17 protein-coding genes are annotated in these 16,729 nt (G+C 54.5%); 6 read left to right on the top strand and 11 right to left on the bottom strand.

Annotated elements, in window-relative coordinates; all coding sequences use genetic code 11:
• Positions 1–65: 65 nt before the first annotated feature.
• Together FA91_RS17705 and FA91_RS17700 are read right to left on the bottom strand one after the other, a co-directional pair.
• Positions 66–1,394, bottom strand: a complete 1,329-nt coding sequence (locus FA91_RS17705) for an MFS transporter (RefSeq protein WP_034917901.1) — start codon at positions 1,392–1,394, stop codon at positions 66–68.
• 289 nt (positions 1,395–1,683) lie between these two features.
• On the bottom strand, positions 1,684–1,929 hold the full coding sequence (locus FA91_RS17700; protein WP_034917898.1) for a DUF1158 family protein: 246 nt from the start codon (positions 1,927–1,929) through the stop codon (positions 1,684–1,686).
• A 374-nt stretch (positions 1,930–2,303) separates the two neighbouring features.
• On the opposite strand from FA91_RS17700, the gene mntP reads away from it, so the two are divergent.
• On the top strand, positions 2,304–2,876 hold the full coding sequence (gene mntP, locus FA91_RS17695) for a manganese efflux pump MntP (protein WP_034917896.1): 573 nt from the start codon (positions 2,304–2,306) through the stop codon (positions 2,874–2,876).
• Between the two features lie 299 nt (positions 2,877–3,175).
• Here mntP and FA91_RS17690 read toward each other — a convergent pair whose 3' ends face one another.
• The 5 genes from FA91_RS17690 to FA91_RS17670 form a co-directional block, all read right to left on the bottom strand.
• A complete protein-coding gene (locus FA91_RS17690) occupies positions 3,176–3,520 on the bottom strand; it encodes a hypothetical protein (protein WP_034917893.1) in 345 nt (114 codons plus the stop codon).
• Positions 3,521–3,635: 115 nt separating this feature from the next.
• The gene (locus FA91_RS17685) at positions 3,636–4,775 is read right to left on the bottom strand and encodes a glycoside hydrolase family 88 protein (RefSeq protein WP_034917890.1); all 1,140 of its coding nucleotides are present in this window, start codon (positions 4,773–4,775) and stop codon (positions 3,636–3,638) included.
• 24 nt (positions 4,776–4,799) lie between these two features.
• Positions 4,800–6,386 (bottom strand): MFS transporter, encoded by a 1,587-nt coding sequence (locus FA91_RS17680; protein ID WP_034917886.1) that lies wholly within the window; start codon positions 6,384–6,386, stop codon positions 4,800–4,802.
• An 884-nt stretch (positions 6,387–7,270) separates the two neighbouring features.
• Positions 7,271–7,585: a hypothetical protein gene (locus FA91_RS17675; RefSeq protein ID WP_034917884.1), complete on the bottom strand. Its 315-nt coding sequence runs from the start codon at positions 7,583–7,585 to the stop codon at positions 7,271–7,273.
• 25 nt (positions 7,586–7,610) lie between these two features.
• Positions 7,611–7,916 carry a hypothetical protein gene (locus FA91_RS17670; RefSeq protein ID WP_034917882.1) on the bottom strand — a complete coding sequence of 102 codons (306 nt, stop codon included), beginning with the start codon at positions 7,914–7,916 and terminating at the stop codon, positions 7,611–7,613.
• Between the two features lie 343 nt (positions 7,917–8,259).
• Here FA91_RS17670 and FA91_RS17665 point away from each other — a divergent pair, with 343 nt between their 5' ends.
• Complete coding sequence (locus tag FA91_RS17665; RefSeq protein WP_034917880.1) at positions 8,260–9,264, top strand: alpha/beta hydrolase; 1,005 nt, start codon at positions 8,260–8,262, stop codon at positions 9,262–9,264.
• Here FA91_RS17665 and FA91_RS17660 read toward each other — a convergent pair.
• From FA91_RS17660 to FA91_RS17650, 3 genes are all read right to left on the bottom strand, one after another.
• Complete coding sequence (locus FA91_RS17660; protein WP_034919499.1) at positions 9,261–9,497, bottom strand: hypothetical protein; 237 nt, start codon at positions 9,495–9,497, stop codon at positions 9,261–9,263. The two genes, FA91_RS17665 and FA91_RS17660, sit on opposite strands and share 4 nt — an antisense overlap.
• Positions 9,498–9,632: 135 nt before the next feature.
• Positions 9,633–10,874, bottom strand: a complete 1,242-nt coding sequence (locus FA91_RS17655) for an LVIVD repeat-containing protein (protein ID WP_034917878.1) — start codon at positions 10,872–10,874, stop codon at positions 9,633–9,635.
• An 8-nt stretch (positions 10,875–10,882) separates the two neighbouring features.
• The gene (locus FA91_RS17650; protein ID WP_034917875.1) at positions 10,883–11,941 is read right to left on the bottom strand and encodes a sugar ABC transporter substrate-binding protein; all 1,059 of its coding nucleotides are present in this window, start codon (positions 11,939–11,941) and stop codon (positions 10,883–10,885) included.
• Between the two features lie 202 nt (positions 11,942–12,143).
• Here FA91_RS17650 and FA91_RS17645 point away from each other — a divergent pair, with 202 nt between their 5' ends.
• From FA91_RS17645 to FA91_RS17630, 4 genes are all read left to right on the top strand, one after another.
• On the top strand, positions 12,144–13,253 hold the full coding sequence (locus FA91_RS17645) for an oxidoreductase (protein WP_034917872.1): 1,110 nt from the start codon (positions 12,144–12,146) through the stop codon (positions 13,251–13,253).
• Positions 13,254–13,458: 205 nt separating this feature from the next.
• Positions 13,459–14,085: a pyridoxamine 5'-phosphate oxidase family protein gene (locus FA91_RS17640; protein WP_051937276.1), complete on the top strand. Its 627-nt coding sequence runs from the start codon at positions 13,459–13,461 to the stop codon at positions 14,083–14,085.
• 39 nt (positions 14,086–14,124) lie between these two features.
• On the top strand, positions 14,125–14,505 hold the full coding sequence (locus FA91_RS17635; RefSeq protein ID WP_034917869.1) for a RidA family protein: 381 nt from the start codon (positions 14,125–14,127) through the stop codon (positions 14,503–14,505).
• A 42-nt stretch (positions 14,506–14,547) separates the two neighbouring features.
• Complete coding sequence (locus tag FA91_RS17630) at positions 14,548–15,624, top strand: dipeptidase (protein WP_034917868.1); 1,077 nt, start codon at positions 14,548–14,550, stop codon at positions 15,622–15,624.
• Positions 15,625–15,640: 16 nt separating this feature from the next.
• Here FA91_RS17630 and ugpC read toward each other — a convergent pair whose 3' ends face one another.
• Positions 15,641–16,714 (bottom strand): sn-glycerol-3-phosphate ABC transporter ATP-binding protein UgpC, encoded by a 1,074-nt coding sequence (gene ugpC, locus FA91_RS17625; protein ID WP_034917865.1) that lies wholly within the window; start codon positions 16,712–16,714, stop codon positions 15,641–15,643.
• Between the last annotated feature and the right edge of the window lie 15 nt (positions 16,715–16,729).

The following is a 16,729-nucleotide window of genomic DNA, read 5'->3' as shown; positions in this document are numbered from 1 at the left end:
CCGTTGAAAACAAAAAGCCCGCTCTGGCTTAGTCAGAGCGGGCTTTTTTTATACGCGCGATAACCTCAGTCGTACAGCGAAGCGTTGCGGGTTTCCCGGCTGGCAATCAGGGCAAACAGCGTCAGACAGGCCATCGCCGCCAGATAGAGGCCAACGGAGAACAAACCGTAAGTGTGTGCCAGCCAGGTGGCGATATAAGGGGCAACCGAGGCACCCAGGATCGACGACAGGTTATAGGAGAACGACGCGCCGGTATAACGCACCTCGGTGGGAAACAGTTCCGGCAGCAGAGCGCCCATCGGGCCAAAGGTCAGGCCCATCACGCTCAGGCCGCAGATCAGAAACGCCATAACCCACACCGGATTACCCGATCCCAACATCGACGGGAAAATCAGCGCAAAGGCGATAATCATCAGCGTAATCACAATCATCGTTTTGCGGCGGCCATAGCGATCGGCCAGCAGGCCGGCAATCGGCACCATGATGCCGAAACCGATCACCGCCATCATCAGCATCCACAGCATGGTATTTCGCGCAAAGCCCAGGCCGTTCGGCGCGGGCGTGGTGCCGTAGCTCATGGAGTAAACGGTCATAATATAGAACAGCGTATAGGTCGCCAGCATAATGAATGTGCCGATGATGGTCGGCTTCAGGTGCTGGCTCAGCAGCGTGCCGATCGGCACTTTCACCTGTTTCTTCTCTTTTTTCACCTTCGCAAATACCGGCGACTCATGCAGCGAAACGCGCACGTAAAGCCCAATCAGCACCAGCACGGCGGAGAGAATAAACGGTACGCGCCAGCCCCACTGCATAAACTGTTGGTCAGTCAGCAGCCAGGAGAGCAGCAGAAAGGTGCCGTTCGCGAAGAAAAAGCCAATGGGCGCGCCGAGCTGCGGGAAAGAGCCGTACAGCGCACGTTTCTTCGCCGGGGCGTTCTCGGTGGCCAGCAGCGCCGCGCCACCCCATTCACCGCCCAGACCCAGCCCCTGTCCGAAGCGCGCCAGCGCCAGCAGCAGCGGCGCAAATACGCCGATGGTGGCGTAGCCGGGCAGCAGGCCAATCAGCACCGTAGAAACGCCCATGGTAAGCAGCGAGGCGACCAGCGTCACCTTGCGTCCGGCGCGATCGCCGAAGTGTCCGAACAGCGCCGAGCCGATGGGGCGGGCGACGAAAGCGATGGCGAAGGTAGCCAGCGACTGTAGCGTGGCGACCGTGGCGTCGCCCTGCGGGAAAAAAATGTGCGGAAAAACGATGACCGCTGCGGTGGCATAAATGTAGAAATCGAAGAATTCGATAGCGGTGCCGACCAGCGAGGCGATTACCACCTTGCTGCGCGAATTCACCGGGGTGGGATCATTTTCCTGATCCAGGCCTGGAGCGATGGAAGCTTGCATAATAGTTATTTCTTATTAAAAAAATGTAAACAAGAATCTTACGCAGTGCTCAGGCTGCATTCAATGCTGAAAAACGGGCGCGCCGCCGGGGACAGGCACGGAAAAGAGGATTATCTGTGTATGCGGATATTTCCTGGCGAATGGCAGGGGTAAACTGACCGTTTTTAGCGTTAACCACTGAAAAACACCTGATAAAAAGTGATGCCTCAGCGGTAAATGCTGCTTTGTGGTTAACTTTTACCCGGATCACCAGATTTTTAACTGAATTTCGGCGCCGTATCAGCGACGGCTATTTGACGCTGAAAAAGCGCAGCCAGATAAAGCGGATCAGAAAATATTCAACGGCGCCCACTATCAAAAACCACAGGCAGAGCACCAGCGTATAGAGCTGCACCACGTCGCTGAGGTGGAAGAAAGTGACCATTTTATGCGTGAGGCTCAGGCCAAACCAGGGCGCAGGCAGCAGCAGCGCAGAGAGAAAGCCAAGCAGCAGGGTGCTCATTGGCATTAAAAAGGTTAAAAACGGATTTTTCATTGGCGGTATCCTGTTCATCAACGGCTATTTTGAGGTAATCGGGCGACGGGTTCAATCGTTGGCGTTTTTATGCGCCATTCGGCAATTATTCCCTCAGCCGCTTCGCTTAATTAATCCGCACTGACTTCCCGGTCAATAGCGTTAACAGTGTAATTCTTTTAGGCTTTTTGCGTTTACTTTATACGCAGAGTTAGCCGTTGTTAAAAAGTATAGCCGAGGCTATACTCAAATCCATGATTTTACTGTCTTTTTTTTTGGAAACGCACATGATAGGATGCGTTTCGTTTCGCCCCTCCCGCGGTTATTTTTCCATCGGGAACTGTTCTTTAAAGCGCTTTGGCCCGTTTTCAGGCTCAGGGCCGGTAATAACCACAATGAATCTATACGCAACGCTCATTTTAGCTTTTGGTATGTCGATGGATGCTTTTGCCGCAGCAATTGGTAAAGGCGCAAGCCTGCACCGACCAGGCATTAAAGAAGCCCTTCGCACCGGGCTGATTTTCGGTACCATTGAAGCGCTGACGCCGCTGGTTGGCTGGGCGGTAGGCATCGCCGCCAGCCGCTACGTTATGGCGTGGGATCACTGGGTTGCATTCACGCTGCTGTTTGTTCTTGGCGCACGAATGATTATCGAAGGCGTGCGCAAGGACGACGCCGTATGCGAGGAAGCGCCGCAGCGTCACAGCTTCTGGCTGCTGGCCTGTACCGCCGTCGCAACCAGCCTCGACGCGATGGCAGTGGGCGTGGGCCTGGCTTTTCTTCAGGTCAATATCGTCACCACCGCAATGGCCATTGGCGCATCAACGATGGTCATGGCCTCGTTGGGTATCCTTCTTGGCCGTTACCTGGGCCCGATGATGGGCAAGTGGGCAGAAATTTTCGGCGGCGTGGTACTGATTGGTATTGGTAGCAGCATTCTGATCGAGCATTTGGAGCTTTTTGCCTGATTTTGTGATCAACTTCAAATTTATTTGCGTAAAAAACCGCCTTCTTATATACTTTTTTTGATTCTTACTAAAAAAGTTTAGAAGGCCATGATGAAAAATTTACTCCGCAGCATGTTTCGTAGCTATGTCGAAACATTCAAGCACGTACCGCCAGGCGCAATGTCCTGACAGCATTACCCTCGATAGCCACGGTCATGGAAAGACCGGCGGTTATCGTTTTTCCCGCCGGCTTTTTCTGCGCGCCTTGCGTAATCTCATGATTTCATTGCCCAAACGCGCATCTCATTGCACAGCGGATATCAGTCCTGACTCTGATACTCCTGCAAGGTAGCGTCCTGGCAAGCCTGCTCGCTCTGACTGGCTTTTTTCTTCTCTTCAGCGCTCAGATTCATCCAGGCGGCCACCACGGTCCTTGCCTCGTCTTCATCAAACTCTGGTTTCTCCATGGAGGAAGAAGACTGACTGCGCGCGGTGAGATTTTTCATCTGCGCGATGTATTCATCTGCCGTGGTTGGCGCTTTTTCCTGTAAGGCCACGGTGCAAAGATTTGCCACGTAGGTTTGTGAACCGTCTTCAACCTGATCCTCAGCCTGCGCGGTGCCTGCGCCAGCCAGAGCGGTAAGAAGCATCAGTACCTTTTTCATTTTCAACACCTTATTGAGTAATGGCAGCGTTATCCGTTCTGAAAACGGCGTTGTTTTTCATAAAAGCTACCAACAATAGAGGATTGTTGCAAAGCGGCTTGAAAAAGACAGACGATCATAAATAGAGATGCAGATATTCCACCAGGCACAAAATTGCCATCGCCTGCCCGTAAGGCATTGAGGTCAGCGGGATTTGACGATAGTAATCAAGGTCTTTGCCCATGGCCGTGCCGAAGGAGACCTGAGTCAGTTCGCCCTCTGCATTGATTCTCTTGAGAAGCCCCTTCAGCGCCTTCTCGGCGACCGCCACGTAGCGTCTGTCGACGTACCGTTTGCGTGCCGCTTTCAGCATGCCGAAGGCGAAACCAGCGGTCGCCGACGCCTCAAGATAGGTGCTGCTGTCGTCCAGCAATGTGTGCCACAATCCGCTCTCATCCTGACACTGCTCCAGCGCCGCAAGCTGGTTGGCGAGAATCTGCTGCATGGTGCGTCGCAGGGCGTTATTTTCCGGCAAGTCCAGCAGCTCCAGAAACTCAGGAATGAACAGCGTCAGCCAGCTGTTTCCCCGCGCCCAGCGTGCTCCGGCGAAATTGTGGTGCCCGTCAAACGTCCAGCCGTGAAACCACAGGCCGGTTTGCTTATCCATCAGGTACTGCGCGTGTACCTGAAACTGATAACAGGCTTCTTCAATACAGGCCGGGCGATTGAGCAATTTGCCAATTTTTGCCAGCGGCAACACGGTCATCATCAGCGTGTCGTCCCACAGCTGCTGATGATTTTCTTCGGCCAGCGTAATGTGTTGCAGGCCGCCACAGGACGTTCTGGGCATCTCGTACATCACCCATTCCGCCCAGCTCTCCAGCCACGGCAGCCAGCGCGGATCGCGCGTTTCTTCATAGCGATACGCCAGCGTCAGGAAAGGGCAAACGGTGTTCACGTTGCGCGTGGTGGCGCCTTCCGCAAAGCGATCGGCGAACCAGTCGTCAATGATGGCGCGCAGCCGGTCATCGCCCGTCAGCCGGTAATATTTATGAATGCCGTACAGACCGATGCCGTGTGTCCACTCCCAGCCTGCCCAGCCTTTTGTATCAATGACTCTGCCGTCATCAAGCCGCAGCAGAAATTCACCGGTGTCATCGTGAATATTAATCAGGTTATCGACCAGCTTGTTGATCTGCTGATGCAGTTCGCGTTGGCTGATAAAGCGCACAGGCTGGCGCAGCAGCGGGCTGTGTTTTACGGGATAAATTAACATCGCACTCTCCTTATATAGGGCGAATTAAGACGTCAGGGTGGTTGAGGAACTCTCCGCCGACGCGGCGGTGCGACGCAGCGGCATTGCGGCAGGTTTATGCCGGTTCAGATAACCAATATTGTTATTGCCCCACAGCGATTCATACGGCAGGCCAGCCAGCATCTCGACCGTTGCCCGCGCCTGCGGTGAAACCGCTTCCGGCACCACGCCGCCCGCCGCCCGCATCTTTTCCGTCTCTTCACGCAGGATCTGGTGCGTGGCGAGATTGAGCCTGAAGCGCAGTGAGATGAAAAAGCCTGCGGAGAGCACCATCAGCGTGCCGACGCAGAGAATAGCGAGAATGGTATGGCTGACCGTTTCGCTCTGGGTGCCGTTGCCCGCCACAAAACCGGAGAGCTGCATCATGATCCCCACCAGCATCACCGCGCCGGCCTGGGACGCCTTGCGGGTCAGCGTCATGATGCCGGCGAAAATGCCTTCGCGGCGCTGCCCGGTAATCACTTCATCGACGTCAGAGATGTAGGTGTAGATGTTCCACGGCACATAGTTGATACCGCCACGTCCCAACCCGGCCACCGCAGAGATCAGCAGCAGCAGCGAGAAAACGTCATTCAGTCCGGCAAACCAGAGCAATCCGTAAGACAACGCACTCAGACCAAACAGCACCACGACGATGCGGTATGAGGGAGCCGGGCCGAAGCGTATACAGAGCGGGATCATGCCGATAACGGCGATAAACTGCATGATAGCCATTGCGCCCATCAGGTTCGACGCAAGGGTCGCGCTCTGCATCAGCACAAATACCACGTAATAGGTGAATACCGCGTTAAAGACATCCTGCGCAATATATCCCCCGAGGTACATGCCGATATGCTGGCGAAAGATGCGTACGCGCAGGGTGGACGTCAGCTCAATTTTCAGGCGCGTCAGGCTCTGTCGCAGCGTCAGCTTCTGTGTTTCCGCCTTCAGCGCTGCCGCAGATTTCTTCTCAACAGGACGTTCCCAGGTGAAGAACCAGACCAGCGTCAGCACCATCGCGCAGATCACCGAGAAAACGAGGCTGGCGTAAAAAAAGGAGAGCGGATTATCTTTCCCGAACCAGCTCAGCAGCACGCCGGGCAGGAAAGCGGCAAGAATGGCTGAGAGCTGCGCCAGCGCGATGCGTGCGCCGGAAAACTTGGTTTTCTGCCTGAAGTCATCGGTCATCTCCGGCACCAGCGTCTCGTAGGGCACGAGGATCGAGGTATAGACCACCTCAAACAGCAGATAGGTCAGCAGATACCAGACGTAGCTCATGTCGCTTATCCACATCAGGCTGTAGGTGAATACCAGGGGGATGCCGGTAAGGATAAAGAATTTGCGTCGTCCAAAGCGCTTGCCGAGGCGGGTGGCGCCGAAGTTGTCCGTCAGATAACCCATCAGCGGGCTGGCCACCGCATCAACGACGCGGGCGAGTGCAAAGATGGATGTCGCCTCAATCGGGCTGAGGCCGCAGAAGGTAGTGTAAAAATATAACAGCCAGGCCGACGTCAGCGCCATGGTGCCCGCGCCGAGAAAATCGCCCGATCCATAAGCCAGATAGTTGAGCGTTCCGGGTTTGCGTATTGTCATCGTCTTCATCCTGATAATCCAACCTGTGGGTCCGGCATGACGTCGGAGGATGGGATTAACGTAGAGCGAGGAACAGGCAAAGACCTTCGTATTTTTGCCGGCCCGGCGGCAAAAATGGCAAAAAGATAAAGAGACGCCCGGCGTACTTCACTAATTTTATAAAACTGCGTTTCATTTTAGTTGTCGGGTTCTTTGTAGCCGCTATGCCAATACGTTTGAAAGGAGTAAGAGCTTATGAAAGCGACGGTAGTCAGCCACACTCATACTGTCGACATCGTTGATAAAACATCGCATGCATTGGCACAGGGCGAACTTCGGTCATCAAGGCGTCGGGATGGTTAAAGAGGTTGGCTCTGGCGTCACCGCTTGAGGACATTACGGCGATTTTCAGCGAAAAGCAGGAAGGTAAAATCACGGGCAGGAGGGTAACTGACTTTAGCAACAGGTGACGCGGTATAAACAGGAGATGCCGTGCGACACCTCGTTATCGATTCATGCCTGCATATAAAAACTTGAACGTTCAGAGGCCCGGGGTTCCAGCACGGTATAGAGGCGCTGCCAGAGAAGGGAAATTAACCAGTTTGTATTGTTGAGCATAGAAATTTCCTCAATGGGAGCGGCTGACGCACTAAATGTAATCGCAATGCGGAAAACTGCAAAAAAGGATCGCCATTTTTGCTAAAAATTTGTGTCATGAGGCGCTGGCATCCGCTTTCTCTGGCATCAACCTTGCTCCGGAAGAGCCGCTAAAACGAAAGTGATAAAGATGTGGAGTGAGAAAAGAAATCAGATTTGAAATTGTAATTTTTTTGAATAAGAAAAACAGTAGCCAACAAAATTGGCTACTGTTTGCTATCGTTATTCAATGCATCAAACGGAGCTTTTTAACTCACGTTTCCCGCACCAAATTTATCACGATAATCAGAGAGGAGTTGTGAGGTGGCTTCTTTACCAATAATCAATCCAGAGAACAAGCCGAGCGCGCCACCCATAATAGTCGGAATAATTAAGCCAACGAGTTGCGAAATGCCACCAACAATAAAGCCGCCAGCTCCGCCCCACTTACCACCAATTGCCATACCTGTCGCCATACCGTCAAGCATACATAAAAACAGGTCATCAAGATAAGCAAAGTCGGGCTGGGTAATTGGCCCTGCACCAGAAATATATTGTAGTTCTGATATGGATAAATCTCTCATTTTTTTTCGTCCAGCGATCGTTAAATTAACCTAATGTTCCACCGTGATTCACATCGCCAGGTCCAAACTGAGTACGATAATCAGCGATTAAAGCCGCGACTGTGCTTACATCAGTAATGGCGCCGATAGCAAAGCCAGCGATTCCGCCCATGATAGTCGGGATGATCAATCCAAAAAGCTGCGAAATACCGCCGACGATGAAGCCGCCTGCACCACCCCATTTTCCACCAATGGACATGCCGGTAGCCATACCATCAAACAATCCCCAGATGGCGCCTTCCAGATCGCCACCGCTTACTGCGCTTACTTCAACTACTGATAGATTTCTCATTTTATATTCCTTTATATAAGTTAATTGAAAACAGGATGTAGAGACCTGACATCTTGTTATTGACAATTATGTCATTATAAATCTCTGAGTATATAGTAAAGATTCCAATTTTTTCGGATTCAATTAATTAAATAGTTTGTTACTAAATAGAATAAATGTTATTCCTGTAATTATTCTGCCTTTTCCTTGTTCTTTTCTGTTCTTTTTATTAATAAATAAATCTCTTTTTAAGTAATAATTCATTAAGTCAAAAAAATTATAACATTATTTTTTATAAAGCCACCTATATCATCCACTATAATTTATAAAGACAGGTTATTTATCAGAGAGAAGGAGAATATACGTGCCAGCATTCCTCCGCTATTTTTTTGCGCTTTGCGCATTGGTAAGCATTAACGCGACCGCCGCCGGGCCCGCTTATGGCCCTGAGCTTCAGGGGTTTAACTTCACCTTACCCGTCCAGAAATACACCTTCACTTCTCAGGGCCAGCCGCTGACGATGGGTTACATCGATATGAAACCGCAGGGCAAGGCAAACGGGCGCACGGTAGTGCTGATGCACGGTAAAAACTTCTGCGGCATCACCTGGGAGACGTCGATTAACGCGCTGAGCCGCGCAGGTTATCGGGTGATTGCGCCGGACCAGATAGGTTTTTGCACCGCCAGCAAACCGGCACACTATCAGTACAGCTTCCAGCAGCTGGCGCAAAATACGCATCGGCTTTTAAGCAGCCTGAACGCAGACAGGGTGACGCTCATCGGCCACTCGACCGGCGGCATGCTGGCAACGCGCTATGCGCTGATGTATCCGCAGGCGGTGGAGAAGCTGGTGATGGTCAATCCTATCGGGCTGGAGGACTGGAAGGCAAAAGGCGTGCCGTGGCGCAGCGTGGATGAGTGGTATCAGCGTGAACTGAAAACCAGCGCCGCCAGCATCAAAAAATATGAGCTGAACACCTATTACACCGGCAAATGGAAGCCGGAATATGACCGCTGGGTCACCCTGCTGGCCGGGTTGAATAACGGGTCGGGAAAAAAAGCGGTGGCCTGGAACTCGGCGTTAATCTACGACATGATTTTTACTCAGCCGGTCTACTATGAGTTTAACGAGCTTACCGTGCCCACCACGCTGATGATTGGCACCGCCGACACCACGGCTATTGGCAGCGACATCGCGCCGCCGGAGGTGAAAGCGAAGGTGGGAAATTATGAGCAACTCGGCAAGCAGGCGGCGAAGCTCATCCCTCATGCCACCCTGATTGAATTCGCCGGCATGGGTCACGCTCCGCAGATGGAAGCGCCGGAAAAGTTCAACCAGACGCTGCTGGATAATCTGGGCTCACCCTAACGGCACTGCGCGGCGCAGGCCTGCGTACAGCTCTGCATCTGCGTGCTACAGCCGCTGTCGTCATTGCGGTCGCACTGGCTCTTTTGCAGATAGCAATTCTGCTGGCACTGGGTGAGGTTGCACTGTGAGGCGACGGGCGTGAATACAGCGCTGGCCGGTTTCGGCGGAAGCTGTGCGCATGCCTGGCCGGAAAGTGCGAGGCATATCACGGCAAAGAGACTATAGCGTTTCATGATCTTCTCCGGCTGCATAGACTCAGTTCAGTGTAGCTAACTATCCTGCTCCCTGAGCATACCATGGCACCCCGATCCGACATCCTGAACTGCACGCGGTGCCTTGCCGTGACATCCCGCGTGAATTAAGGGGCGCTATCCGAGATATTCAATGATCGACAGCCCGCCGTTGTAATCAGTGCTGTAAATAATGCCCCCGGCATCAACAAACACATCACAGCTTTGAATTACCCGTGGACGATCCGGGCGCGTATCCATCATGCGTGCAGGCGCAGCGGGCACCAGCGCGCCGGTTTCTTTCGGCTGACGGGGATTGGAGATGTTATAGGCGCGCACACCGGCATTCTGGTAGGTGGCAAAAATCAGCGTATCGCTGACAAAGCTGCCGGGACGGTTTTCATGCAGGTTATGGGGGCCAAAATGTGCCCCTTTCGCGACATAGTCACGTTCATTCGGCTGGGGGAAGGTGGCAATGCTGATCGGGTTGGCGGGTTCACGAATATCAAACAGCCAGATTAATTTCTCGCCGTCCTGTTGCTCGTCCAGCACGGCTTCATCCAGCACCACCAGAAGATCGCGTGCGGGTAAAGGCAGGGCAGTATGGGTGCCACCGCCAAACGGTGGGCTCCAGTTGCGATGGCTGATTAACTGTGGCGCCGCCCGATCGCTAACATCAAGCAAGGTTAAACCGCCATCGCGCCAGCAACCGTATGCCGTGTCACCACTGATAATCGCATGATGCAGCGCGTAGCGTTTGTTTGGCTCCCAATCCGGTATTTCACCGCCTGCCGTATGCATGCCCGGTAGCCACCAGCGTCCCACCACGTTTGGCTGGCGCGGGTTGGCCAGATCGATCGTCAGCAGAATGTAATCACTGAAGCCGTCGATTAATGCAGAAACATAGGCCCAGCGCCCACCGACATACCAGATACGGTGAATGCCAATACCGTCGAGATGCAGAAAAGCGATTTCGCGCGGCTGCGCAGGCGATGAAATATCAAAAATTCGCAGCCCGGATTGCCAGCTCTTCTCCTGAATATCGGCGGTGGTGTGGCCGACTGAGCGCGTGTAATAAACTTTCTCATCGGCAAAACGCACATCCGCAAACAGATCGCGCGCGTTAATCACCAGCAGCAGGTCGTCGTGGGCCTGTAGATGCACATTCCAGGTGCCGGGCGGTGCGGCAACATAATTAACGGTTTTAGGCTGACGCGGATTGCGCACGTCAATCACGCTAAATCCCTGCGATACCATGTGACCAACATAGGCAAACTGGCGATGTACCATGACCTGAACGCCATCAGGACGGCCGCCCTGATCGCTATGGCCAATCAGCCGCATATTGCGGCTGTATTCGGGAGTGGGAAGCTGTGTCACCAATGGCCTCACTTAGCTTTCGCGGCAAGGGTGGCAAACCACGGGGCAACGAAATCGCTGCTCTGGCCCCAGCCTGGAATGACTTTCTGCAATCCAGCCACGTTGGCGGCACCCGGTTGACCATTGACCAATTCCTGAGTAATCACCGCGCCTTTAAATTCATAGTGGGAAGGCGTCGGTTCACCAGCAATTTTATAGGCCAGCAGACGCATGTTTACCGCACCAATCAGCTTAGGATCGACCGCAACGCTGACCTTCCATGGGCTGTTTTTCTCACGCATCAGTTGTAAATCCTGATTTGAGATATCAATGCTGTAAAGCTTAACCTCGGTTCGGCCATTCTCCTGTAATGCTTTATACGCACCCTGGCTGAACGCATCCCAGGTGCCCCAAATCGCGTCGATTTTGCCTTTTGGATATTTCGCCAGAATCGCCCCAATCTTGTTAGCGGTATCGCCCTGTACATCCGCCGACACCGCACCGATGGACTCCAGTTCATGAATGCCCGGATTGGCTTTTGCAATCCGCTGCCACTCGGCCTGACGGCGTTCCATTGGCGGGAAGCCCGCCACCCACAGCCTGACGATGTTGGCTTTACCGTTGAAATCCTTGATCAGCGGCTTCAGCGATTCCTGCGCCAGCGAGGCATCGTCCTGCTGGGTAACCGTGACGCCTTCCGGTACGTTATTCACAGCGGTATCAAATACCGATACGGCAATACCGCTGTCATGGATGCGTTTCACTAACTCTTCGGAGTAGGGCGCACGGCCTTGCGACAGAATAATGCCGTCGTATTTCTGACTGATAGCCTGGTTTACGAAGTCCTGGAAGCGCGCATCGTCACCCTGGCTGAGAAAGGTACTGACGTTAAAACCCAAACGCTTACCTTGTTGAAGAGCACCGGCAACAAACTGTGTGGTGTTATCGTCAGAGCCCAGGTTACGGATCACTGCAATACGAATCGGGCCCTGATGATCCGCCAGTTTCGCGGGCAAAGGTGGCAATACCTCTGCGGATGCGGTACTGAGCAGAGCCAATGTGAGCAGTGATAAAGCCCATTTTTTCATATTTTCCCCGAAAAAAGATGAGTGAGTGGCACGTTGCGACCCGTCAGGTTGTGGTTGTAGTAAGCGGGCGCTCTGAGCAGATTTTTTATCCTCTGTTACGGTTTGGCAATTAAGGAAAATGCATATGTTAAGCCAGATAAATCATTAGCTTTGCCGGAGTGGGCGGCAGACCATAGCGCATTATTTCCACGGGGAAAATCTCATGAGTGAGCACCATATTCAGGTCGTGCCCGGTCCGGCGAATTACTATTCCCATCCCGGCGCTATCGCCCGCTTGGCGGATTATTACAGCGAGGCTCAACTGCGTAAGGCATTTTGGGTAACGGGACGGCAGGCACTGGCCGCAGCACAGTCATGGCTGGAACCCTGGCTGAATCTGCCGGGCGCGAAGCGCTCTATTTTCGGTGGGCATTGCAGCGAGGCTGCGGTGGCAACACTGGCGCAGGAGGCGGGAGAGGATCGTCATGTGGTGATCGGCGTGGGTGGCGGCACGGTACTGGATACCGCGAAAGCGCTGGCACACAGATTAGGATTACCGGTGGTCACCCTTCCTACTATCGCGGCGACCTGCGCGGCCTGGACACCGTTATCGGTCTGGTATAACGATGCGGGCGAGGCGCTCAACTTTGAGATATTCCCACAAGCCAACCATTTATTGCTGCTTGAGCCGCAAATCATTCTGCAAGCCCCTTCGCGTTATTTGCAGGCGGGCATCGGCGATACCCTGGCGAAATGGTATGAAGCGGTGGTGTTGGCAACCGAGCCAGCAGCGTTACCGCTTACGGTGCGTCTTGGGTTGGATATAGCGAAAACCTTGCGCGATGTGCTGTTAGAAAAAAGCGAGTCAGCACTGGCCGATCAGCGTGCGCAACAATTAACTCTGGCCTTTCGCGATGTGGTGGATGCCATTGTCGCGGGAGGGGGCATGGTCGGCGGATTGGGTGAGCGCTATACGCGCATTGCAGCGGCGCATGCCGTGCATAATGGCTTAACCGTGCTGCCGCAAACGGCGCAGTTTCTGCATGGCACTAAAGTGGCGTATGGCATTTTGGTGCAGAGCGCACTCCTGGGACAGGATGACGTCACCGCACACCTGATCGAAGCCTATAAACGCTTTGGTCTCCCCACCACGCTGGCACAACTGGCGATCGACATTCAGCAGCATGATCAGGTGGATCGCATCATTAAACACACGTTGCGCCCTGTGGAATCAATCCATTATTTGCCCGTCACGCTGACGCCCGCCACGCTACGGGCGGCGTTAGAGAAGGTGGAAGCGCTGGGGCAAGAAACGCCATCCGGGCACCATTGATGCGGTGGGTAATTTTGCCAGGTCAAGCTGAATATCGACCCTACAGGCTGAGGATCCTTCAGCTTGTAGAGAGAATCCTCTTTTGCGTATGGCCGGTTCCGTGATCGAAGAATACGCGCCTCCTCCTGATGCTGCCTGACGCGATCCTGTCTATAGTTTCTGTCTGTGTCGTTAAAATAGCGCGATGATAAGGTGCATCAGCCCTATGCAACAGGATAACGATTTTCGTGTAACGCAGCCTGAACAGCTGGCTGCGCTGTATGGCGCGGTGGCTAAGGCATCGGAAACAAAGGTAACCTCGTTTCTTCATCCGGCCTACCGCCCTTTTATTGAAGCGTCGCCTTTTGCCGTACTGGCTACTGCGGGCGACACAGGGCTGGATGTCTCACCCAGAGGCGATCCGGCGGGCTTTATTCATATTGAAAACGAGCAAACGCTGCTGCTTCCCGACAGGCGCGGCAACAATCGCATCGACAGCATGAAGAATATTCTTCGCGATCCACGCGTGGCGCTGCTGTTTCTGATCCCCGGCATCGGTGAAACGCTGCGGGTGAACGGTACGGCTGAGATCAGTATCGATCCCGACCTGCTGGAACGTTTTGCGATGGAGGGAAATAGACCGAAAACCGTGCTGCGTATTCATATCAGCAGCGTTTTTTTTCAGTGCAGCCGGGCGGTCATTCGCTCGCGACTCTGGGATCCGGCAACCCAACTGAACCGCGATCGGCTTCCCAGTACCGGTAGTATCCTGAAGGCAATTTCAAACGCTGAAATCGACGGCGAAGCTTATGACAAAGCGCTGCCAGGAAGGCTGAGAGATACGCTGTACTGACGCGCCATACACGTACTCAGCGACAAGGAGCCGCTAATAATGAAAAAATTACAACGCATTAATTATCCACAACTGGGTGAAGTGAAAGCGCCCTACGTGCATGCCGTAAAGCATCACGATACGCTTTATGTTTCAGGGCTGACTGCCTTCGGCACGCCTGCACAACGAGAAGGCATCGCCGCGCAGGCGGAAGCCATATTTTATCAGCTTAAGCAGATCACAGCGGTTGAAAATATCACCTTTGATGCCTTGATCAAGGTGACCATATTTGTCACTTCGCTCAATGAGCTGACGGCGCTCAGGGAAGTCCTGTTCAGCTATTTTGGCCAGCATCTGCCCGCCAGTTCGCTGGTTCAGGTGAACGGGCTTTTTTCTCCCGATCTGAATATTGAAATAGAAGCTGTTTTCGCCACCGCATAAGATAAGCGTTCTTTTCTCAACACCGCCCGGAGCCAAAGCGTTATGCATGTACCTTCTTCTGCCGCCATTCCTGTTTTTGACGGACACAACGATCTGCTGATGCGTTTATGGTTATCCCATGCCGATGAGCCTGTTAACGCGTTTCTTCACGGGCCTGCGGCAGGCCAGATGGATCTGCCACGTATACGCCAGGGCGGCTTTGCAGGCGGACTGTTTGCGGTTTGGGTGCCGTCGATGGGGCTGGCGTCCAGAGAGATGATGACCAAAGCCATGCCGACCTACGAGGCATTCGAAACCACCACGCCCTCAAGGCAGGAGGCGCTGGATATTACCCTGGCGATGATCGCCACGCTGCTGCGCATAGAGCAGGCGTCTCAGGGCGCCGCGCGCCTGTGTCGGTCGGCGGCGGATATCCGCCGTGCTATGCAGGACAACGCCGTGGCGATGGTGATGCACATCGAAGGCGCCGAGGCGCTGGATGCTGACCTCGAGCTGCTGGATGTGCTGTATGCCGCAGGTCTGCGCACGCTGGGGCCGCTCTGGAGCCGTCCGAATATCTTTGGCGACGGCGTGCCGTTCCGCTTTCCCTCAACGCCAGATATCGGCAATGGCCTGACGGAGGCCGGGCTGCGGCTGATCCGCGCCTGTAACGACAAACGCATCATGATTGACCTGTCGCATATGGATGAAAAAGGCTTCTGGCAGACGGCGGAGATCAGCCATGCGCCGCTGGTCGCCAGCCATTCCAATGCGCACGCGCTCTGCCCGCAGTCGCGTAACCTGACGGATCGCCAGCTTGCCGCCATTGGGGAAACGCGCGGCTTTGTGGGCGTCAATTTCGGCACCGCATTCCTGCGTGATGACGGCACCTACGGCGGCGACAGCAGCGTGCAGGACATCGTGCGCCACGTTGAATACCTGCTGGATAAGGTGGGCGAAGAGTGCGTGGGCTTCGGTTCAGATTTCGACGGCACCACGCTGCCGCCGGATATGAAGGATGTCGCCGGATTGCCGCTGCTGGTTGATGCACTGGCCGCGCGCGGCTACCAGCGGCCGCTGCTGGAGAAAATCTGCTACGGGAACTGGCTGCGCGTGCTGGAAGAAACCTGGAGCGAATAGCGTCTCGCCGCGTGGCTTAACCCAGCCGTTCGCCGCTTTGCGCGTCAAACAGGTGCAGCTTCTCTGCGTTAATCGACAGCGGAATGCGCTGCCCCGGCTGCACGTCGATGCGTCCGGCAAACTGAACGTGGAGCACGAAGCCTTGCCAGTCAACGTGCAGCAGGCTTGATTCGCCGGTCACTTCCAGCAGTTGCACCGTTGCCTGCGGCTGACCCGCTTCTGCCGTCAGGGCAAAATCCTGCGCGCGAAGGCCCACCGTCACCGTGCCCTCCCGCACTGCGTTGTGCCAGCGGTCGGGCAGGGCGAACCACAGGCCATTACAATTGACGCCGGGCTGGCCGTCACGCGCTTCAAACGCGCCCGCCAGCAGGTTCATCGGCGGCGAGCCGATAAAGCGCGCCACGAAGGTGTTAACGGGCCTGTCGTAGATCTCCAGCGGCGCGCCCTGTTGTACGATCACGCCATCGCGCATCACCACGATCCTGTCCGCCAGCGTCATGGCTTCCACCTGATCGTGCGTGACATACACCATCGTGGTGCCAAAGCGCTGATGCAGCGCCTTGATCTCCGCCCGTAGCTCCATCCGGAGCTGGGCGTCGAGGTTCGACAGCGGTTCATCAAACAGGAAAACCTGCGGGTTGCGCACCATCGCCCGGCCCATTGCCACGCGCTGCCGCTGGCCGCCGGAAAGCGCGCGCGGATAGCGGTTCAGCAGCGTACTGATGCCGAGGATCTCCGACACCCGCGCGATTTTACTCTGCCGCTCCTCACGCTTCACGCGGCGAACCTTCATATGAAAAGCAAGATTTTCCGCGACGGTCAGGTGCGGGTAGAGCGCGTAGCTCTGAAACACCATCGCAATATCGCGATCCGCCGGATCGAGATCGTTAATCTGCCTGTCGTCCAGCAGGATAGCGCCATCGGAGAGCGTATCCAGCCCGGCCAGCAGGCGCAGCAGCGTGGATTTCCCGCAGCCGGACGGGCCAACCAGCACGGTAAAGCTGCCGTCGGGAATGGTCAGATCCAGCGGTTGCAGGACCGTTTGCTTACCGTAGCGCTTCGCCACGCCAACCATTTCAACACGAGCCATAGTTCAGTTCTTCCC

This window comes from Erwinia sp. 9145 (assembly GCF_000745075.1).
GTDB lineage: Bacteria > Pseudomonadota > Gammaproteobacteria > Enterobacterales > Enterobacteriaceae > Erwinia > Erwinia oleae.
The sequence above is the reverse complement of the archived record's forward strand: the minus strand, read 5'-3'. Positions and strand labels throughout refer to the sequence as shown.